General features: G+C 58.7%; 16 protein-coding genes. 9 read left to right on the top strand and 7 right to left on the bottom strand.

Features of this window, described 5'->3' with window-relative positions:
* Window positions 1-47 precede the first annotated feature (47 nt).
* Window positions 48-1,133 (top strand): nitrogen regulation protein NR(II), encoded by a 1,086-nt coding sequence (gene glnL / locus ACP7D9_RS16185; RefSeq protein ID WP_101156759.1) that lies wholly within the window; start codon window positions 48-50, stop codon window positions 1,131-1,133.
* Window positions 1,130-2,566, top strand: a complete 1,437-nt coding sequence (gene ntrC, locus ACP7D9_RS16180) for a nitrogen regulation protein NR(I) (protein ID WP_101156761.1) — start codon at window positions 1,130-1,132, stop codon at window positions 2,564-2,566. Before glnL ends, ntrC begins: the two co-directional genes overlap by 4 nt.
* 551 nt (window positions 2,567-3,117) lie before the next feature.
* Here the strand turns inward: ntrC and ACP7D9_RS16175 are convergent.
* From ACP7D9_RS16175 to ACP7D9_RS16165, 3 genes are all read right to left on the bottom strand, one after another.
* A complete protein-coding gene (locus tag ACP7D9_RS16175) occupies window positions 3,118-5,586 on the bottom strand; it encodes a hypothetical protein (protein WP_426158534.1) in 2,469 nt (822 codons plus the stop codon).
* A gap of 105 nt (window positions 5,587-5,691) precedes the next feature.
* A complete protein-coding gene (locus ACP7D9_RS16170) occupies window positions 5,692-8,796 on the bottom strand; it encodes a hypothetical protein (RefSeq protein ID WP_426158532.1) in 3,105 nt (1,034 codons plus the stop codon).
* A 387-nt stretch (window positions 8,797-9,183) separates the two neighbouring features.
* The gene (locus ACP7D9_RS16165; RefSeq protein ID WP_426158530.1) at window positions 9,184-9,624 is read right to left on the bottom strand and encodes a hypothetical protein; all 441 of its coding nucleotides are present in this window, start codon (window positions 9,622-9,624) and stop codon (window positions 9,184-9,186) included.
* Between ACP7D9_RS16165 and ACP7D9_RS16160 the strand changes: the two genes are divergently transcribed.
* A complete protein-coding gene (locus ACP7D9_RS16160) occupies window positions 9,623-10,078 on the top strand; it encodes a tRNA (cytidine(34)-2'-O)-methyltransferase (protein ID WP_426158528.1) in 456 nt (151 codons plus the stop codon). The genes ACP7D9_RS16165 and ACP7D9_RS16160 overlap by 2 nt on opposite strands.
* A 126-nt stretch (window positions 10,079-10,204) precedes the next feature.
* On the opposite strand, the gene secB is transcribed toward ACP7D9_RS16160, so the two are convergent.
* The 3 genes from secB to ACP7D9_RS16145 are packed head-to-tail and all read right to left on the bottom strand — an operon-like array spanning window position 10,205 to window position 11,417.
* Entirely contained in the window at window positions 10,205-10,690 is a 486-nt protein-coding gene (gene secB / locus ACP7D9_RS16155; protein WP_426158526.1) for a protein-export chaperone SecB, read from the bottom strand.
* 57 nt (window positions 10,691-10,747) lie between these two features.
* A complete protein-coding gene (gene grxC, locus ACP7D9_RS16150; protein ID WP_312997976.1) occupies window positions 10,748-11,002 on the bottom strand; it encodes a glutaredoxin 3 in 255 nt (84 codons plus the stop codon).
* A 1-nt stretch (window position 11,003) separates the two neighbouring features.
* Entirely contained in the window at window positions 11,004-11,417 is a 414-nt protein-coding gene (locus ACP7D9_RS16145; protein WP_101156769.1) for a rhodanese-like domain-containing protein, read from the bottom strand.
* Window positions 11,418-11,571: 154 nt separating this feature from the next.
* On the opposite strand from ACP7D9_RS16145, the gene gpmI reads away from it, so the two are divergent.
* The 5 genes from gpmI (at window position 11,572) to ACP7D9_RS16120 (ending at window position 18,223) form a co-directional block, all read left to right on the top strand.
* Entirely contained in the window at window positions 11,572-13,101 is a 1,530-nt protein-coding gene (gpmI, locus tag ACP7D9_RS16140) for a 2,3-bisphosphoglycerate-independent phosphoglycerate mutase (protein WP_426158523.1), read from the top strand.
* A gap of 216 nt (window positions 13,102-13,317) precedes the next feature.
* Window positions 13,318-14,604, top strand: coding sequence for a murein hydrolase activator EnvC family protein (locus ACP7D9_RS16135; RefSeq protein ID WP_426158522.1), 1,287 nt, complete (start codon window positions 13,318-13,320; stop codon window positions 14,602-14,604).
* A 31-nt stretch (window positions 14,605-14,635) separates the two neighbouring features.
* Window positions 14,636-15,955 carry a S41 family peptidase gene (locus ACP7D9_RS16130; RefSeq protein WP_101156775.1) on the top strand — a complete coding sequence of 440 codons (1,320 nt, stop codon included), beginning with the start codon at window positions 14,636-14,638 and terminating at the stop codon, window positions 15,953-15,955.
* Between the two features lie 2 nt (window positions 15,956-15,957).
* Window positions 15,958-16,734, top strand: coding sequence for a divergent polysaccharide deacetylase family protein (locus tag ACP7D9_RS16125; RefSeq protein WP_426158520.1), 777 nt, complete (start codon window positions 15,958-15,960; stop codon window positions 16,732-16,734).
* Between the two features lie 115 nt (window positions 16,735-16,849).
* Complete coding sequence (locus ACP7D9_RS16120) at window positions 16,850-18,223, top strand: Vps62-related protein (protein ID WP_426158518.1); 1,374 nt, start codon at window positions 16,850-16,852, stop codon at window positions 18,221-18,223.
* Here the strand turns inward: ACP7D9_RS16120 and ACP7D9_RS16115 are convergent.
* Window positions 18,204-18,959, bottom strand: a complete 756-nt coding sequence (locus ACP7D9_RS16115; protein ID WP_426158516.1) for a substrate-binding periplasmic protein — start codon at window positions 18,957-18,959, stop codon at window positions 18,204-18,206. The genes ACP7D9_RS16120 and ACP7D9_RS16115 overlap by 20 nt on opposite strands.
* 285 nt (window positions 18,960-19,244) lie before the next feature.
* Here ACP7D9_RS16115 and ACP7D9_RS16110 point away from each other — a divergent pair, with 285 nt between their 5' ends.
* Complete coding sequence (locus ACP7D9_RS16110; protein ID WP_426158514.1) at window positions 19,245-20,732, top strand: trypsin-like serine peptidase; 1,488 nt, start codon at window positions 19,245-19,247, stop codon at window positions 20,730-20,732.
* Window positions 20,733-20,791: the final 59 nt, after the last annotated feature.

The raw sequence follows: 20,791 nt of genomic DNA, 5'->3' as shown, positions 1-20,791 counted from the left end.
CATCAGCGCTTTGTTCTCGCGCACGCCTTGCTCCAAAAGGGGTCCAGATGACCATAAGCGACGCTATTCACCGTTTGCTGCTCGACAACCTGACCACGGCGACCATCCTGCTCGATGCCGAACTGCGTCTCGAGTACATGAACCCGGCGGCGGAAATGCTGCTGGCCGTCAGCGGCCAACGCAGCCATGGCCAGTTCATCAGCGAGCTGTTTACCGAATCCCCCGAGGCGCTCAATTCCCTGCGCCAGGCGGTCGAGCAGGCGCACCCGTTTACCAAGCGCGAAGCGATGCTCACCGCCCTCACCGGCCAGACCCTGACTGTGGATTACGCTGTCACGCCGATTCTCAGTAACGGCGAGACCTTGCTCTTGCTTGAAGTGCACCCGCGTGACCGCTTGCTGCGGATCACCAAGGAAGAGGCGCAGTTGTCCAAACAGGAAACCAGCAAGATGCTGGTGCGCGGCCTCGCCCATGAAATCAAGAATCCGCTCGGCGGCATTCGTGGCGCGGCGCAATTGCTGGCCCGCGAACTGCCGGAAGACAGCCTGCGCGATTACACCAATGTGATCATCGAAGAGGCCGACCGCCTGCGCAATCTGGTCGATCGCATGCTCGGCTCGAACAAATTGCCGTCGCTTGCCATGTGCAATGTCCACGAAGTGCTCGAACGCGTTTGCCAACTGGTCGAAGCCGAAAGCCAGGGCTGCATCACGCTGGTGCGCGATTACGATCCGAGCATTCCTGACGTATTGATCGACCGCGAGCAAATGATCCAGGCCGTATTGAACATCGTGCGCAACGCGATGCAGGCGATCAGCAGCCAGAACGAGCTGCGCCTGGGCCGCATCAGCCTGCGCACCCGCGCCATGCGCCAGTTCACCATCGGCCACATCCGTCATCGCCTGGTCACCAAGATCGAGATCATCGACAACGGCCCGGGCATCCCGGCGGAACTGCAGGAAACCATTTTCTTTCCGATGGTCAGCGGTCGCCCGGACGGTACCGGGCTCGGCCTGGCCATCACCCAGAACATCATCAGTCAGCACCAGGGCCTGATCGAGTGTGAGAGCCATCCAGGCCACACCACCTTCTCGATCTTCCTGCCACTGGAACAAGGAGCCACATCGACATGAGCCGTAGTGAAACCGTGTGGATCGTCGATGACGACCGTTCTATCCGTTGGGTTCTGGAAAAGGCCTTGCAGCAGGAAGGCATGACCACCCAGAGCTTCGACAGCGCCGATGGCGTGATGAGTCGTCTGGCACGGCAGCAGCCAGACGTGATCATTTCCGATATCCGCATGCCGGGCGCCAGTGGCCTGGATCTGCTGGCGCGGATTCGCGAACAGCACCCAAGGCTGCCGGTCATCATCATGACCGCTCACTCGGATCTGGACAGCGCTGTCGCCTCCTATCAGGGCGGCGCCTTCGAATACCTGCCCAAGCCGTTCGACGTCGATGAAGCCGTTTCGCTGGTCAAGCGTGCCAATCAGCACGCCCAGGAACAGCAAGGCCTGGAAGTCGTACCGGCATTGACCCGCACTCCGGAAATCATCGGCGAAGCGCCGGCGATGCAGGAAGTGTTTCGTGCTATCGGCCGCTTGAGCCATTCCAACATCACCGTGCTGATCAACGGTGAGTCCGGTACCGGTAAAGAACTGGTCGCTCACGCCCTGCACCGTCACAGCCCTCGCGCGGCTTCGCCGTTCATTGCGCTGAACATGGCGGCGATCCCCAAGGATCTGATGGAGTCTGAGCTGTTCGGCCATGAGAAAGGCGCGTTCACCGGCGCCGCCAACTTGCGTCGCGGCCGCTTTGAACAGGCGGATGGCGGCACGCTGTTCCTCGATGAGATCGGCGACATGCCGGCCGACACGCAGACGCGTCTGCTGCGCGTGCTGGCCGATGGCGAGTTCTATCGCGTCGGCGGCCATGTGCCGGTCAAGGTCGATGTACGCATCATCGCCGCGACCCACCAGAACCTGGAAACCCTGGTGCATGCCGGCAAATTCCGTGAGGACTTGTTCCACCGCCTCAACGTGATCCGCATCCACATCCCGCGCCTGTCGGATCGTCGCGAAGACATCCCGACCCTGGCCCGACACTTCCTCAGCCGCGCCGCGCAGGAACTGGCGGTCGAGCCCAAGCTGCTGAAGAGCGAGACCGAGGAATACCTGAAAAACCTGCCATGGCCGGGCAACGTGCGTCAGCTGGAAAACACCTGCCGCTGGATCACGGTGATGGCCTCGGGGCGTGAAGTGCACATCAGCGACTTGCCGCCAGAACTGCTGAACCTGCCGCAGGATTCAGCGCCGGTGACCAACTGGGAGCAGGCGCTGCGTCAGTGGGCCGATCAGGCGCTGGCGCGCGGCCAGTCGAGCCTGCTCGACAGCGCCGTGCCGGCGTTCGAGCGGATCATGATCGAGACGGCGCTGAAGCACACAGCGGGCCGCCGCCGTGATGCTGCGGTGTTGCTGGGCTGGGGGCGTAACACCCTGACGCGCAAGATCAAGGAACTGGGGATGAAGGTTGATGGTGGCGATGATGATGAGGGGGAAGAGGCTTAACACATAATAGGCGAGCACCCGATATCCCCTGTGGGAGCGGGCTTGCTCGCGAATGCGGTGGGTCATTGAAATATAGGGTGACTGACACGACGCCTTCGCGAGCAAGCCCGCTCCCACATTTGGTTCACCGTGCACCGCATGGATGCACGATGACCTGTGATCGGGCACTGCCGGTCTTTCGAATGACCACCTCAAAACCTTAAAAGCTCACCCTTCAAAAATAATGAAAGCCCCGAATTCCGGGGCTTTCGCGTTTCCGAATCGTTTGTTTGTTTCAGCAAATTAAAATCTGGCACGGCGCCTGCAATACGTTCTTCAGGTGATTCGATTCACCACCCGTTTCGGGGACCTTGGTACAGGCAGGCCGGGGATTCCCCTCTTTACATCGGGTTCAGGCCGCAACGGATGAGCCCACCCTTTTGGGATCCCTGGTACAGGCAGGCCGGGGGTTCCCTCTTTACACCGGGCCGACGCACAGCGAAGCCCACCCCTTTTGGGAACCTTGATACAGGCAGGTCAGGGATTCCCGCTTTTATTCCACCGGCCGAGGCTCAATCGAGCTTCGGGCGCCTGGGCAAATGATGGGCCGGCTGATGTTGCCAGGTCGGATCAAACTTCTTCACTTCCTCTTCCAGCCTGTCGAGCATCCTCCCTGGGCTGGGCTCAGTGACCGCCAAATCCCGCAAAACTTCCTGCTCGCCGAGACTGGCTTTTCTGAAATGCTCAAGAAACGCCCAGACACGGCGCTGCATTAGCGGTCGCTCGACCCGAAATTCCGGGGTGCGTACCAGCTCAGCGAAGCGTTTCATCATTGTCGAGTTCTCTTGATCGGAGAGCGCGTTCCACAAAGCGATTTTTTCAAAGTGTTGCGCTGCAGGCACATTGTGCAACCAAGGGTTGATCCCCTCACTACGATGTCCTCGATCCAGCCAGACATCGCGACCTGTCTGGCGCCGCGCAGCAATCAGGCGCCGCAGGGAAGTCGGATCGGTAATCCGCGCGCCATCCAGTTCAATCCCCGTTCTCAGTTCAACGGTATCGGGGATCGCCAGGATCGAGGTGAAGGCAACATTCAAGCGTGTTTTCGGCACTTCGGAGGTGACGCCTTCCGGAAAACTCTGAATGAACGTCCGACTGAGATCCACCTCCACCAAGGCGGGCATTTCCTTAAGCGACGGCGCCACGACCAGCGGGTTATTTGACAGATTCAGGATCTCAAGCTGCTTCGGACCGTTCGCAAGACCAAGCCCTACGGGCGGTTGCCGGATACCGGTATGCGCCAGATTGAGTTCTCGCAATTCAGACATGAGGCTGACATTGGGTGCATCCGCCAAGCCCGGATTATGGTACAGATCAAGCACCCGTAGACGCGGCGCCACGGGCGAAAAGGTCAGCCCGTAGGGAAACAGGTGCAGACTACATGAGCGCAGGCGCAATACTCGCAATTGATCCATACCTAACAGCTTGAGGTTGGGCCAGATACTGCAATTGGTCAGGCTCAATTCCTGCAAACGGCTCAAACCGCTGAAATGCTCGTGACTGATCGACGGCAGCCATGGAGAGGTTCCGCGTATTTCCAGAACCCGCAATGCTGCGAGTATATTGATCTGCGACAGCAGCCCATTGTTCTTCCCACTGACGTTGTGCACCTCAAGGGTTTCGATGTGAGAAAACCTCGAGAACAGGTTTCCCAGATTGTTCGAGGTAGCACCCTCCAGCCGGAGTGCAACCACAGAACCGAGACGCGTGACGAACACAGGTAGCGTCAGATTTCCGCGGTGCCCAACGTTCAGATCCAGCCTGAAACCGATCAGCCGGCCATCACGGTAGACCTTCTCCGTGGCATCTCCCTGCCATTTGTACAGCCGCCGCATGCGGGCACCGATATCCAGTCGTCGAACGCGTTCGGCGCTATCGCTGCCCTTATAGGCGATCTCCCACTTGGTAATCTCGCGGTCCAGGTAGGGGAACTCGAGATGCAGCCGCTTGAGTTCCGCCTCTGCCACCGTCGCTTCCCCGAAACGCGCAATGAAGTCATCGGCATGTTGATCGGTTGCATCGGCAAAGTAGCGTTTGACCTGTGCCCGCGTGGCTGCAACAACCGGTGGCTGGATTGCTGCCGGGCCGGGGTTGTCGAGCCAGGGTCGATGAAAGTTGAGCGGGTTGGCCTGGGCCGGTTCATTGCGCTCCATGCCCCCCCTCAATCCAGTCAGGATGGAAACCCAAGTGCCCTGCTCGTTGCGCACGATCGCTCGCGTCTCACCGCTGCGACTGGCGCGGTAGATGTTGGCGCTCTCGCTAGCGACGGGATCCTTGGGATTAACCAGACGCCAGACCTTATGCACAGGGTTGGAAGCGTCCAGGTCCTGCATTACTTGATAAACACGCTCGTGGATGACCACATAGCGTTTGCCATCATGGCGAAACAGCCCGTCGCTGCCAGGCTCGACGCCGCTGAAATCCAGCTCGGTGCGAAAGCGCTGCAGATTGGCATCTGTCAGCGGAACGGTGTACGCATTGAAGTCATCGTGCGGATGCCAGATGCCGCTCTCGACATCACGCAGCAGCAACGGACCGGAGGGCGTCAACTCGCTCGCCAGCCGAGCGCGGTACAGGCCTGTATCCGGCTCGATTCCGACAAGAACGATCCCGCCATCCGGCACATCCACATATTGACGATTCCTGTACAGCCTGAAACCTTCGCCGTCAGCTTCAGGCAGCTCAGTTGCAGACTTTATCCAGTAGTTTTCCAGTGGTCTGGACACGACCAGCGGGATTTCAGCAGCAGGCGGCGCCGAACGCACCGACACGCTGGGCGCCGGCTGGATTGCATCAAGATCAGCATCATCCACGAGGGTCTTGTTTCGCGGCTTCGGGTCAACGGCAGGAGACAATGGGTCCGCGCTATTGCGGCCGGGATTTGTGTTCGGCGTGGCATTCGCGTCGGATTTGCGATTCGACTGGATGTGCACATCGACATCCACTTGGCTAACGCCACCGCGAGGTGGTTTGACTGGCATGTTTTTCGTCCTTGAAAAGACACGCCGTGCATTCATGCGCGGCGCGCGGGTTTCGGCATCATGCCGTTATCGATGGAGCGCAGTATCTTGCTGCCCGCCAATGCGTTATTCCAGACCTGTTCTGGGACGCTTGGGCAGATGATGAAGGGGCTGATTTTGCCGTCCCGGGTCATTTTCCCGAATCTCGGCCTCCAGCCTGTCCAGCATCTTCCCTGGGCTCCATTCGAAGGTCAGAATATTGTCGAACCGTGCCTGCTCGCCAGGTATGCGCTCGCTGTAAATCTTGAGGAACGACCAGACCCGCCGCTGCAAAAGCGGATACTCGACATGGAATTCTGGTGTTCGACTCAGTTGCCTCATCGCGTCCATCAAGCTCGAGCGAGGACCGAAGCTGTCCCAGAGCTGGAGTTTTTCAGTCAACTCCTTTCCCGGCGGCACATTTCGCAGCCAAAGGTTTGCCGACCGGTCATCGCTTGCATCTCCCAGCCAGATATCGGTACCCGTTGTGATACGTGCATGGATCAGCCGTCGAAGTGAAGCCGGATCCGATATCGGGTTGCCGATGAGATTGAAGCCGGTTCTGATCTCAATGGATTCGGGAATCGATGTAATGCGGTTGTTCGCCAGATTCAGGATTTTGCCGGGGATCTCGTTGGTGATGCCCTCTGGAAATTTGTCTAACCCGGCAAAGGAAAGATCCAGTTCCTGCAGCGCTGTCATCCCTTTGACTGAAGGCGCAACCAAGAGCGGATTACTACTGAGTTTCAATACTTCCAAGCGCAACGGCCCGTTATCGGCATCGAGTCCTCGCAGATGCTGTATTGCGTTCTGCTCCAGATCCAGGACGCGTAACCCGGTCATGCCGACCACCGAAAAATCAGGCGACAAGTTAGCCCTTTGCAGCGTCAGGTCTCGTAACTGCGCAAGGCTTCCCGATACTCCAGGGTTTCCCGGTTCCACGGTGAACCTGAGGCCGGGATCGGCAGAAGACATGCCATATCCGAAAATCAATTTCAGACTTTCAAGATTGGGGAACGCAGAAAAAAACCGCTCCGGCAGAGGCACGGCTAACCCCGTTAGCTCAAGGGAAACGATGGAGTTGAATTGTGTTGACAGTGACGGATGGTCTGGCCACCTCGAAAGACTCGAAGATAGCTTGAAACCCACCGGCCGCTTATCGTGAAAGACCAGCTCGTCAGGCTCTCCTTGCCAGGTGTACAGACGGCGCAACGTGGGGCCCAACTTATTTGCGTCATACGCGAAGGAGTTCGTCCAACGGCTGAGTTCCTGGTTCAGTTGAACAAGTCCGAGCTGGAGCCGTTTGAGCTCCACCTCTGCTGCATCCTTGTCACTGAAGTGCAAGCGAAAATGATCGGCTTGTTGATCGCTCGTTTCCGGAAAGTATTGTCGGACCTGCGCTCGGGTGGTGGGCTCAGCGGCAGCCAGCAAGTGCCCTACGTCGCTGACTGTATCACCGCGCAATACCGAGCGCGCCGGCGATGATTCGCTTGGCAGGCCTGTTTCTGCCTCCAGCCTTTCCAGCTTTTTCAAGGGGCCCGGTTCATTTTCCAAAATGCCCCTCAACCTGGCCTGAACGCCAGGGTCAGCCTTGCTGTAGCTCTCGAAAAACCGCCAGACCCGCTGCTGCAAAACCGGGCGTTCAACCTGAAATCCAGGCGTACGCGCCAAGTCCACGGCAATTTGCCTCGCCACGAACCCAAAGGAATCGATGTCAACACGGTCCCAAAGTTTCAAGTTTTCAGACAGTTGCTCTATCGGCAAATGTCGTAACCAGGCATTTGGCGAGCGATCAACACTCATTTCCCCCAGCCAAATGTCGGTGCCTGTTTTTATACGCGCGTCCATCAGCCGCCGGTGGCTCGCCAGATCCGTTATGGGGTTGCCCATGAGATTGAAGCCCGCTCTGACTTCAACGGACTCAGGAATCGATGTAATGCGGTTTTTTGAAAGATTGAGGACTTTCCGGGGAATTTCGGACGTGATGCCCTCGGGAAATCTGTCCAGACCGGTATTGGAAAGGTCCAGCTCCTGCAGCGCAGTTCGGCCTGTAACTGAAGGCATTTTAGAAAGCCGGTTGTCGCCAAGCCTCAATACCTCCAGTCGTAACGGCCCGTTGTCAGCCTCAAGCCCTGGTGGCAGTTGTTCTATGCCGGTCTGCGTCAGATCCAATACGCGCAACTCGGTCATCCCCGTCACGTCAGGTGCCACTTTCAAGGAAGCATTCCGGTTCAGATCGAGGATCTGCAAGCTCAACCGTCCTGGCAGGCCTTTCACTACGGCATTCAGATCAGGCACCCCCTGAATGTTGCCAAGTGTCAGTGCTCGCAGTTCAGGCATGGCTGCCAGCGAGAACTCGGTTGGCAGATTGCAGTTTTGCAGGCTCAGCCAGCGTAAATGAGGAAGCTCAGCCAAGTCACGAACGACGCTTCCCTCAAGCTTGAGCCTCGCTGCCGAGTGACCACCAGGGAGAATGGATGGACGGCCATTTACCGTCAGACTTTCAAGGTTGGGAAACAGCGCAGATAAACGATGCGAGTGTAGAACTTGACCGGAGCTAAGGGTCAGGGCAACAACAGAGTTGAATTTTTCCAAATGAGGAAAAGCGTTTGGAAGAGAACCGGAATCGAGATCCAGCTTGAAACCCACCAGTCGGCCTTCGCGATAGACATGCTCAGCGGGCTCGCCTTGCCACTTATGAAGCCTGCATATCCTGCTCGCCATTTCCTCGCTGATACCACCGTGCTCCCGTTCTAGCTCGGGGCTCGCACGCTCGATCCGCCTCAGCTCCACCTCTGCCACATCCTTGTCGCCAAAGCGGGCGATAAAGGCATCGGCGGCCAGATCGGTCGTTTCCGGAAGGTATCTTCGGACCTGTTCTCGAGTGGTTGGCTTGACGAGCGTGCGCTGGTACCAAAGACCATTATCCGCATTACGCAGCATCACCGGCCCTGGGAGCAGCTCGCTTGGCCGTCGGGCACGATGCAATCCAGTCGTCGGGTCCACGGCGACAAGAACGAAAGCGCCCTCGGCCACCTCAACGTAAGTACGATTGTTGAAAACCCTTAAGCCTTCGGTGTTGGCCATCGGAAGTAACGCCCGGGCGTTGACAACGTAATCGTCCAGCGTCGGTTGAGGCGCAAGCAAACGCGTTTCAACGGGGGCAGCATGAATAATGACCGTCGGAGTCACCCCAGTTGCACCTGCGTCAACAGCGCTGGATGCCCCGGCTCGCGGCCCCAGGTGATCGAGGGAACGTCCTGAACCAAAACCTCTTTGGCCCGATGGCCCGGGGAGCGGAATGTCCGCCCCGGTCGGTCGGCTCGGGCTGGTCGAAGCATCTACTTTCGCGTGGGAGCTGCCACCGGTAGGTGGTTTTATTGGCATGTTTTCCATCCTTGAAAAAAGTCGCCCCTGACAGTCGTGCGAGGGACGAGCGCTTTCGGCATCCTGCCGGGTTAAAAGAGGATCGCAAGATAGCGTGTGCAAGCATTGAAGAAGAGTGGAAAGACAGACAGACGTAGTGGGAAACGACGTCAAAAAGCGTAGGGAGGCTCGAGAACGATGGCAGGATTGCGATCAGTTCGATTGCAAACGGATCTCCAGCCGCCAACGGCCGTCGACTTCGCTGCCGACCCACTCGCCTTTCAGTGGCCGTGCCGCCAGCACTGTCAACAGCAAGCCGCCATCACTCTTGCGCGTGCGCCAGTTGACGTCCCGGCCATTGAGTTTCAGCTGACCTTTTTGCGCGTGCCCTTCAGCCTGAAACAGCAGCGCCACGCTGCCGTCGATGATCTCGCCATGCAGCTTCGGTTCGTTGTTGAACCACACCGCCAGGCCGCCATCGCTGACCTCGACCTGCTGCAGCACGCTGGGGTCCGGCGTGGTCAGACGGCCGATCATCAGCCCCACCATCAGGCCGACAATCGCCAACGAACCGATCACCCGCGGCAATAGTTTCGAACGGTTGTCCACAGGCGGCGTAGAATGCCGCTCATCTTTACCTTCGGAGCCGTGCATGTTTCACGTCATCCTTTTTCAACCAGAAATTCCGCCGAATACCGGCAACGTTATCAGGCTGTGCGCCAACAGCGGCTGCCACCTGCATTTGATCGAACCGCTGGGTTTCGAGATGGACGACAAGCGCCTGCGCCGCGCCGGTCTCGACTACCACGAATATGCCACGTTGCAGCGCCACGCCGATCTGGCCAGTTGTCTGGAAAGCCTCGGCAATCCACGCTTGTTCGCCTTTACGACCAAGGGCTCGCGACCGTTTCACGACGCGGCGTTCGTGCCCGGCGATGCGTTTGTCTTCGGCCCGGAAAGCCGCGGTTTGCCCGCCGAAGTGCTCGATGCCCTGCCGCCGGAACAGCGCCTGCGGCTGCCGATGCGCGAAGGCTGCCGCAGCCTGAACCTGTCCAACACCGTTGCAGTCGCCGTTTACGAAGCCTGGCGGCAGAACGACTTCAAATAACGATGCATAGCAAATGTGGGAGCGGGCTTGCTCGCGAAAGGTGCACCAGATGACATCACTGTCGCCTGACACGCCGCCTTCGCGAGCAAGCCCGCTCCCACATTGGACTTGCGTCAACGCTGGTATTTACTGAACGGTTGGCGTCTCGCCGCTTTCCTGCATGCGCTGCAGTTCTTGCGCGTACAGGGCGTCGAAGTTCACCGGGGCCAGCATCAGTGCCGGGAACGAACCACGGGTGACCAGGCTGTCCAGGGTTTCGCGCGCGTACGGGAACAGGATGTTCGGGCAGAACGCACCGAGGGTGTGGCTCATCGAAGCCGCGTCCAGGTTCTTGATCAGGAAGATACCGGCCTGTTGTACTTCAGCGATGAAGGCCACTTCTTCGCCGTTTTTCACGGTCACGGAAAGGGTCAGCACCACTTCGTAGAAGTCGCCTTCCAGCGCTTTCTGGCGAGTGTTCAGATCCAGACCGACCGCCGGTTCCCACTGCTGGCGAAAGATCGCCGGGCTTTTCGGGGCTTCGAAGGACAGGTCGCGTACGTAGATGCGCTGCAAGGAAAATTGCGGTGCGGTTTCTTCTTCGCTGGCTGCAGTGTTCTGTTGGTCAGTCATCTCAGATCCTTATCGATCTTGGGTCTTTTAGGGAGTGCTGTACGTGGGTGCAGCCGTTCAGCCCTTGAGCAGCGCGTCGAGTTTGCCGGCGCGCTCCAGGGCGTACAAATCATCACAACCGCCGATGTGCTTGTCGCCGATCCAGATCTGCGGCACGGACGTGCGCCCGGCCTTTTTGGTCATTTCGGCGCGCAGCTGCGGCTTGCCATCGACCTTGATCTCTTCGAAGGCCACGCCTTTGCTGGCGAGCAGGTGCTTGGCGCGCGAGCAGTAAGGGCAGTAATCGCTGGAGTAGACGACGACGTGGCTCATATCACTTCACCAATGGCAGGTTGTCGCCTTTCCAGCTGGAAATCCCGCCGGACAGCTTGGCGGCGGTGAAGCCGGATTTCATCAGTTCGCGGGCGTGGGTGCCGGCGGTCTGACCGAGGGCATCGACCAGAATGATGGTCTTGGACTTGTGCTTTTCCAGCTCGCCGGCACGGGCAGCCAGTTTGTCCTGCGGGATGTTCACCGCTCCGACGATGTGGCCTGCGGCGTAATCCTTGGCCGGACGGATGTCTACCACCACGCCTGCATCTTTATTGACCAGTGCGGTCAGCTCGCCGGTGCTCAGGCTTTTACCGCCGCCCTGCATCGTATGCGCCAGCAACAGAGCCAGCAGTACGACGAAGATACCGACAAGAATGTAGTGGTTAGTGGCAAATTCAATCAGGTGAGCAACCATCGAAGGAGGTTCCAGGGCGTTAAAATGTCGGCCAGTATACACAGCCACTATGGTCGGCCAAACCCCGTCCGGCGGTGACGTGGTCGGAACTTCGCTTTAAACTCCAACTCCGTTTTGCATCGCCCTCTTCATTTATCAGCCACGAGTGGATTCCATGACGACTACGCCCAAACCTTTGGTCCTGATGATTCTCGACGGCTTCGGTCACAGCGACAGCCCCGAATCCAATGCCGTGTTCGCGGCGAAGAAACCTGTCCTGGATCGTCTGTGGGCCACGGTGCCGAACGGCTTGATCTCGGGCAGCGGGATGGACGTCGGCCTGCCGGACGGCCAGATGGGCAACTCCGAAGTCGGCCATATGAACCTCGGCGCCGGGCGCGTGGTGTATCAGGACTTCACCCGTGTGACCAAAGCGATTCGCGATGGCGAGTTCTTCGAAAACCCCACCATCTGCGCCGCTGTGGATAAGGCCGTGGCCGCCGGCAAGGCTGTGCACTTCATGGGCCTGCTGTCGGATGGCGGCGTACACAGCCACCAGGATCACCTGATTGCCATGGCCGAACTGGCCTTCAAGCGCGGCGCCGAGAAAATCTACCTGCACGCTTTCCTCGATGGCCGCGACACGCCGCCAAAAAGCGCTGCTTCGTCGATCGAACTGCTCGACGCGTCCTTCCAGGCACTCGGTAAAGGCCGGATCGCCAGCATCATTGGCCGCTACTTCGCCATGGATCGCGACAACCGTTGGGATCGTGTCGCCCAGGCCTATAACCTGATCGTCGATGGCAAGGGCGAATTCAACGCCGCCACCGCTCAGGAAGGCCTCGAAGCCGCTTACGCCCGTGGCGAAAGCGACGAGTTCGTCAAAGCCACTTCCATCGGCGAGCCGGTCAAAGTCGAAGACGGTGACGCCGTGGTGTTCATGAACTTCCGTGCCGACCGCGCCCGCGAGCTGACCCGGGTGTTCGTCGAAGACGATTTCAAGGAATTCGAGCGCGCCCGTCAGCCGAAACTGGCCGGTTTCGTCATGCTGACCCAGTACGCCGCAAGCATCCCGGCACCGTCGGCCTTCGCCGCCGGCAGCCTGGAAAACGTCCTCGGCGATTACCTGGCGAAAAACGGCAAGACCCAGCTGCGCATCGCTGAAACCGAAAAATACGCTCATGTGACCTTCTTCTTCTCCGGCGGTCGCGAAGAACCATTCCCGGGCGAAGAGCGCATCCTGATTCCGTCGCCGAAAGTCGCCACCTACGACTTGCAGCCGGAAATGAGCGCACCCGAGGTGACCGACCGCATCGTCGATGCCATCGAAAACCAGCGTTACGACGTGATCGTGGTCAACTACGCCAACGGCGACATGGTCGGCCACAGCGGCGTGTTCGACGCAGCGGTCAAAGCGGTCGAATGCCTGGACACCTGCGTCGGCCGCATCGTTGACGCTCTGGAAAAAGTCGGCGGCGAAGCACTGATCACCGCCGACCACGGCAACGTCGAGCAGATGGCCGACGAATCCACCGGCCAGGCGCACACCGCGCACACCACCGAGCCGGTGCCGTTCATCTATGTCGGCAAACGCGACCTCAAGGTGCGTGAGGGTGGCGTACTGGCCGACGTAGCGCCGACCATGCTGATGCTGCTGGGCCTGGAAAAACCGACAGAGATGACCGGCACTTCCATCCTCGTATAAACGCCGCTAATCCCTGTGGAGGCGGGCTTGCTCGCGAATACGATGGATCAGTCGATATCAATGTCGCCTGACACAGCGCTTTCGCGAGCAAGCCCGCTCCCACAGTGGATTTTGGTGTTTTTCTGTCCAGTTATCACACAGCCCCAATTGGGCGTTTTTTTTGCAGCCTCGGGCGGGCATACTAGGCCGTCCCTTACCCTGGTGCCGCCCGCCCCTATGCTTCGCGTCCTGATCGCCCTTGCTCTGACCTGTCTGCTCCAGCCGGCCTTCGCCGACGAGCGCGCGCAAACCCAACAGCAGTTGGACGCCACGCGTCAGGACATTGCCGAGCTGAAAAAGCTTCTGGGCAAGTTGCAGGAAGAAAAATCCGGCGTGCAGAAAGAGCTCAAGGGCACTGAAACCGAGATGGGCAAGCTGCAGAAGCAGGTCGACGCCCTGCAGAAAGAACTGCAGAAAAGCGAATCCGAGCTGCAGCGGCTCGATGCAGAGAAAAAAAAACTCCAGAGCGCGCGCACTGAACAGCAGCGACTGATCGCGATTCAGGCCCGTGCGGCCTATCAGAACGGCCGGCAGGAATATCTCAAGCTGCTGCTCAACCAGCAGAACCCCGAGAAATTCGCCCGCACCCTGACCTATTACGATTACCTGAGCCAGGCTCGCCTGGAGCAGCTGAAAAACTTCAACGAAACCCTGCGCCAACTGGCCAATGTCGAAAAAGACATCGGTCTGCAGCAGGCGCAGTTGCTGGTGCAGAAAAGCGATCTCGACACTCAGCGCGAAGCACTCGAGAAGGTTCGCAAGGAACGCCAGCAGGTTCTCGCCAAACTCAATGAAGACGTGAAAGCCCGCGACCAGAAACTCGCCGCCCGCGAGCAGGATCAGGCAGACCTGTCTAAAGTCCTTAAAACCATCGAAGAAACCCTGGCCCGTCAGGCTCGTGAGGCAGAAGAAGCGCGGCAGAAAGCGCTGATCGCCCAGCAGGAAGCGGAAAAAAAGCGCTTGCGTGAGGCGCAGGCTGACACCAGCGACGCCCCACGAAAACCCGCCAGATCAAGCCCCGGCGCGCTGGTATCGAGCAGCGGCGAGACGTTTGGCGGGCCTTTTGCTGCAACCCGGGGAAAACTTCCGTGGCCGGTTGATGGTCGATTACTCGCACGCTTCGGTGAAAGCCGCGGCGACGATGCCCGCACCAAGTGGGACGGCGTGATGATCAGCGCCTCCGCTGGCAGTCAGGTGCATGCCGTCCATGGCGGTCGCGTGGTGTTCGCCGACTGGCTGCGCGGTGCCGGGCTGCTGGTGATCCTCGATCACGGCAACGGTTTTTTGAGTCTGTACGGCCACAACCAGACGCTGCTCAAGTCGGCGGGTGATGTGGTCAAAGCGGGTGAGTCGATCTCCACTGTCGGTAACAGTGGCGGTCAGGACACGCCCGCGCTGTATTTCGCAATTCGTCAGCAGGGTCACCCGAGTGATCCGGCGCAATGGTGTCGTGCGCAAGGATAAGCGCACCACCTAATTCAGGAGTTCGTTCGACATGCTGCATTTGTCCCGCCTTACCTCGCTGGCCCTGACGATCGCTCTGGTGATCGGCGCGCCTCTGGCGTTCGCCGCGCAACCGGCACCGGCCGTGGCTCCGGCAGGCACTGCTGCAACCGCCAAGGCGCCACTACCGCTGGAAGAGCTGCGTACTTTCGCCGAGGTCATGGACCGGATCAAAGCCGCGTACGTCGAACCGGTGGACGACAAGACCCTGCTGGAAAACGCGATCAAGGGCATGCTCAGCAACCTTGACCCGCATTCGGCCTACCTCGGCCCGGAAGATTTCACCGAGCTGCAGGAAAGCACCAGCGGTGAATTCGGCGGCCTGGGCATCGAAGTCGGCGCCGAGGATGGCTTCATCAAGGTCGTCTCGCCGATCGATGACACCCCGGCGTCGAAAGCGGGTATTCAGGCCGGCGACTTCATCGTCAAGATCAATGGCCAGCCTACGCGCGGCCAGACCATGACCGAAGCCGTCGACAAGATGCGCGGCAAGATCGGCCAGAAAATCACCCTGACCCTTGTGCGCGATGGCGGTACGCCGTTCGACGTGACCCTGGCGCGTGCGGTGATTCAGGTCAAGAGCGTCAAGGCACAGCTGCTCGAATCGGGTTACGGCTACATCCGCATTACCCAGTTCCAGGTCAAGACCGGTGACGAAGTCTCCAAGGCGCTGGCCAAGCTGCGCAAGGACAACGGCAAGAAGCTCAACGGCATCATTCTCGACCTGCGTAACAACCCGGGCGGCGTGCTGCAATCGGCGGTGGAAGTGGTCGACCACTTCATCACCAAAGGCCTGATCGTTTACACCAAGGGCCGCATCGCCAATTCCGAACTGCGCTTCTCCGCGACCGGCAAGGACGAAAGCGAAGCAGTGCCGATGGTCGTGCTGATCAACGGCGGCAGCGCTTCGGCTTCGGAAATTGTCGCAGGCGCCCTGCAGGACCAGAAACGCGCCGTGGTCATGGGCACAACCAGTTTCGGCAAGGGCTCGGTACAAACCGTGCTGCCGCTGAACAACGACCGAGCATTGAAAATCACCACCGCGCTGTACTTTACGCCCAATGGCCGTTCGATCCAGGCCCAGGGCATCGTCCCGGACATCGAAGTGCGCCGCGCGAAAATCACCAACGAAGTCGACAGCGAATACTTCAAGGAAGCCGATCTGCAGGGCCACCTGGGCAACGGCAACGGCGGCGCCGACAAACCGAGCGGTTCGGCTGGCAAGGCCAAAGCCATGCCGCAGGATGACGATTATCAGCTCGCCCAAGCCCTGAGCCTGCTCAAAGGGCTGAGCATCACATCCGGCCGTTGAGGATGTCGCTGCGTTTTCTGTTCGTTCTATTGTGCAGTCTGGCGGGTACTGTTCACGCAGAGCCCGCCAGCCCGAAACCACACAAAGCCTACCTGACGCTGATCATCGATGACCTGGGGCAGAACCTGCCCCGGGATCGTCGCGTGCTCGCCCTGCCCGGCCCGGTGACCACCGCGATCATGCCGGATACGCCGCACGCTACCGAGTTTGCCCGCGAGGCCCATCGCGCGGGCAAACTCGTCATCCTGCACATGCCAATGGACCCGGCCACCGGGCCGGATGCCTGGCATCCGGAACTGCCGATCGAAGAGCTGCAGAAACGCCTGAATGCGGCGTTCGAAAAAGTGCCATTCACCGCCGGCATCAACAATCACATGGGCAGCCGCATGACCGCGCAGCCAGCGGCGATGGCGTGGTTGATGGCTGAGTTGCAGCGCCGGCACAAGTTCTTCGTCGACAGCCGCACCAGCGCTCAAACGGTCGCCGCGCAGCAGGCGCATAAAATCGATCTGGCGAGTGTCTCGCGAGACGTATTCCTCGATGACGAACGTACCGAAGCGGCGATCGCCACTCAGTTGCAAACCGCGATCGCCCTGGCCCATAAACAAGGTTCAGCGGTAATGATCGGCCATCCGTATCCGCAGACGCTGGCGGTGCTCGAGCGCGAGTTGCCCAAGCTGAAGGCGCAAGGCATCGATTGGATCGATATCAGGCAGATGATCAGCGTGCGCAGCAACCGTGCCATGGCTGGCCATGGCAAGGACGGCGTTTACCGGTAACACCCGGTCACCTTGCAATACATAGTTACCACCGAACGCCCCGCCTCGTTCCGGATAGTGAGACCTGCAACAGGTCGCGGCTCCTTTGAGTCGCTTTCAACTATCAGGAGTGCCCATGACAAGCAATGCCCCGATCATCCCGCCCGTTGGGCGAGCTGAACCGATCCGCATCGATAACCTGCTGATCAACTTCACAACAGAATTCCTGCGCATCTGGGATACCGACGGTGTGTCGTCCAGACCTGCGTCGTTCTGGCGCCCGACCCCGGCTCCCGACGCGCTGCCCGGTTATTTCCCCTTGGGCGATGTCGTCACCAGAGGCGTTGGCAACATCAATGGCGAACGAGTGGTGGCGGTGGCTTGTGAGGCAGATATCGCCAGCACTGACCCCACCAAAGGCCGGGCGCTGCGGCGCCCCGATGATTATGAGTTGGTCTGGAAGGATTCCGGGTCAGGCTCAAAACGAGATCTGTCGATCTGGCGACCGCTGCCTCCCGCAGGCTACGTGGCGCTGGGGTCGGTATGTTCGAATGATCATGAAAAACCGTCGCTGAACGCGGTCCGCTGCGTTCGTGCAGACCTGGTGATTGCTTCGAATTCAAGCGAGTTGATCTGGGACGACAAAGGCAGCAAAGCCCGGCAGCGCATCAGTAGCTGGAGCGCCGTTCCTCCAGCGGCTTCACCGGGCGAGGTCTATTTAGCATCGGGCAGTTTTTTCAGCTTGAGTGACTACACCCGACCTGCCAGTTTCCCCGTCTATTGCTTGCGCTTGCAGATTGGCCTGCAGCTTTACACACGCCCATCGCCACCGATTCTCTGCGGGGAAACGCCGACCCCTGTAGACGCAGTGGACGATCCTACTTACAGCGCCGTTCTGCCCTGGTTCACGGTTAAGGATCCGCGTTACACCGTCGCCGAGCAGTTGCGTCATGCACCTTCCTACCTGCTGGAACGCAAGGATCGGTACGTGCTCGTCGGACACGCACGCAACAGTGGCAACAACAGTCAGATATTCAGATGGACTGCGCCTCGCGCTCAACGCACTGCGGGCTTGCGGACTTTCACCCAAACGACTTCCGTCGAATTCGGCGCCCAATGGAAAACCGGTCAGCACAGCGCGCTGATGTTTTCCGCACGCCTGGGCCATGATTTCACCCAATGCGAAGTGCATGCGAATGATTGGCTCAATACGGCGGCAATCGAAGTGGTTGCGGTGGTGGACAAAAACCGCTCAGTGGCGGCCTATCTGGTGCAGAGCGATTACAGACTGGTGCGCGCCGACGGCACCTCAGTGACGGACGGCTTCAGCTACACCGATGGCAATAGCCTGCACATCAGCCAGTACGCGGCAACCGAGCCCGAAATCATCGTCGCGCCAGATACGGAGGCAGTCGAAGATCAGGCTGTGCAGCCGTCTCTGAGCGAGAACGAAATCAGCGCCCCGCTGCCAGAGCCCGACCCGTCCGCCGCTACAGATAGCGCGCCATGATTTCATCGACCACGCCTTCTTTGCGCAGTTGATCCAGCGCGGTCTGAAGCTTGTTCACCACCTCATCGGAAACGTCCTTGTTCAGCGCCAGGTACAGCTCGGCGCTGTTGAAGCGCAGCACGGTCTTCAGACCGGTCACGCCATCCTGCCGCGCCAGATAACGGCCGGCAGGATCACCCGTGGCCCACAGATCGATCTGACCATTAAGCAGTTTTTTTGCGTTGTCCTGATCGCGCAGCACCACTACCGGTTTGAGGCCTTGCTTGGTGAGTGTCTCGGCAATCGCGTCACCCTTGTAGGCGCCGATCTTGTACTTGCGCGCATCATTGAGGGTCTCGAGAGTGATCTTGCTGTCAGCCTTGGCCAGCAGGATCCAGTCATCCGGGCCGATCGGGCCGACCCACTTGAACAGTTTTTCGCGATCGGGCAGGCGCGCCATGACGAAGGCCCCGTAGCCGGGATTTTCCAGCGCGAGTTTGTAGACGCGCTCCCAGGGGAAACGCAGGGTCAGGCTGTAAGTGAGGCCGGCGCGCTGGAACATCTCGCGAACGATGTCAGTGGCAATGCCGTTGATGTTTTCGCCCTGAGCGAAATTCTTGCCGTTTTTCGCCATGTTGTACGGCGGGAAGTTTTCGGTGAGCAGCACCAGATCGGTGGCGGGACTGGTTTCGCCCCGGGCATTGCTGATGAGCAACAATGAGGCGCTGGCGAGAACAACAAGCAGGCGTTTGATCATGTCGGGCTACCGGAATCCATGGCGTGCCCAAGAGTGCCTTGGGTGCGCCATGCTGTCCACTGGCCTGTATGAAATCAATGCGCCTCGGCCCAATCGGAGGCGGCGATAAGTTATTCCTTCGGCGGGCCTTTCTTAACTACGCCAACAACAAACAGAGTTGAAACTCCTGGCAATAACCACATAACTTACATTTGGCTACAGCACAAATAACATAACAATGAAAGATTCAAATTAGAGTAATTGGAACCAGGCTTTATTATTCCACCCCTCGACTAAGGATCGGTCATGAACTACACATCAAAGATAGCAGCAATTATTGCCTTTCTGGCAATCACCTTCGCTCTAACGTCTTGTTCATATGCAGTCCCTGCACCTGCAGAGCCGGTTCTTTTGAACAATTCTCTTGGCCAGAATAATCACTTGAATGGTATTGGACAGATCTTCAAAGGAGACCTTCGCTATTGCACGGCTTTTCTCGTCGACAGCCGCGACTCTGAAAATAACGCAAACGGCCCGGCGTATATCCTTACCAACGGACATTGCGCGTCCATCTGGATTGGAACGGTCGCGGATCGTTCCTATGAGGGCCAGATACAATTCAATTACTTTCAAGACACGCAGCTGGAGGGCAGGCGTTACGACATCCAAAAGATCAACTGGGCCAGCCTGGCCGGCACCGATGTAGCGGTCATGCAATTGAACAGTTCGCTGCAAGCGGTGATCGCCGCCGGCATCAACCCGCTCAAGGCGGCGCCCAAAGCACCTGAGCAACTTACCCAGGTCACGGTTATCGGCGCGCCCTCAAGTGCGCCGGGCCTGAGGCTATCGTCCTGTACTCAAGAGCCAGCAAACACGACACTGATCAAGTATCTGACCGTTCATACCAATTACCAGAAACAGGATTGCAAAGGCATTGAACCGGGGTCATCCGGCTCTCCCGTCATTGATATCGCTACGGGAGAAGTTACCGGCGTCCTGTCGGGAACCACTTATGGGATATCAACGGGCGACCTGTGCTTTTGGCATGGACTTTGTGCAAAGCCTGATCGCCGATCCGTTTTGCCTGATCAGGCCAGCCAGAGTTTCCCGATCGATTATCTGATGCCCTGTTTTTCTGAAGGTCGCTTCAACATGAATGCGCCTGCCTGCTCGCTAAAGCCTGAATTCAATTTCAGAGCCAGAACCAACTCAGACGTTACGCTTTATAAAGCACCTCAGAAGGAATACGAAAAGAGTCCAGCCTGGGACGTGAACTTTTCAATGAGCACGAAATTCTTTCGATTCAAAACCGTGCGCGACGCCCATGCCTGTTACCTGCCAGAAGAGTACAGCAACCCGATCAATCTCAGCACCGGCCTTGTTGATGCACCGATCGGCAGCATGGCAGGCTTATATTATCTGTGCCTGGTGGGTGTCGACTCAGTTGAGCAACAACTCATCGCGGGCGAATTACGCAACACACAAATTCTGCCGGCGCGGCTGGTTAATCCAGGCGGGATGTCGCTTTCTGAACCGGCGCCTCACATCAAGCACGGCGCTGAAGAACTGCTGATCGAATATCGTCAAACCACCGATCGCAATATCTGGACTCAGATATACGTCGGGGCAGTCGATTCAACAGATTGCGCCGGCATCGATTCGAGAAGCTACGCCAAGATAGGCGACAGCTTTCTGGTACCCAACGAAGCCCTGCCGTTGACGCTGTGCAGCTACACCATGGATCGCGACTTCAATACCTCTGCCGTGCGCACAGAAATACTGCAAAAACCTTGACCCGTCGGGCGGCAAGCAACCCGCATGGGTTTGCGCCCGACCGTGTTCAGACTCAACCT

Origin of the sequence: Pseudomonas sp. TSRC2-2, assembly GCF_049897785.1 — a bacterium.
Lineage (GTDB): Bacteria > Pseudomonadota > Gammaproteobacteria > Pseudomonadales > Pseudomonadaceae > Aquipseudomonas.
The sequence above is the reverse complement of the archived record's forward strand: the minus strand, read 5'-3'. Positions and strand labels throughout refer to the sequence as shown.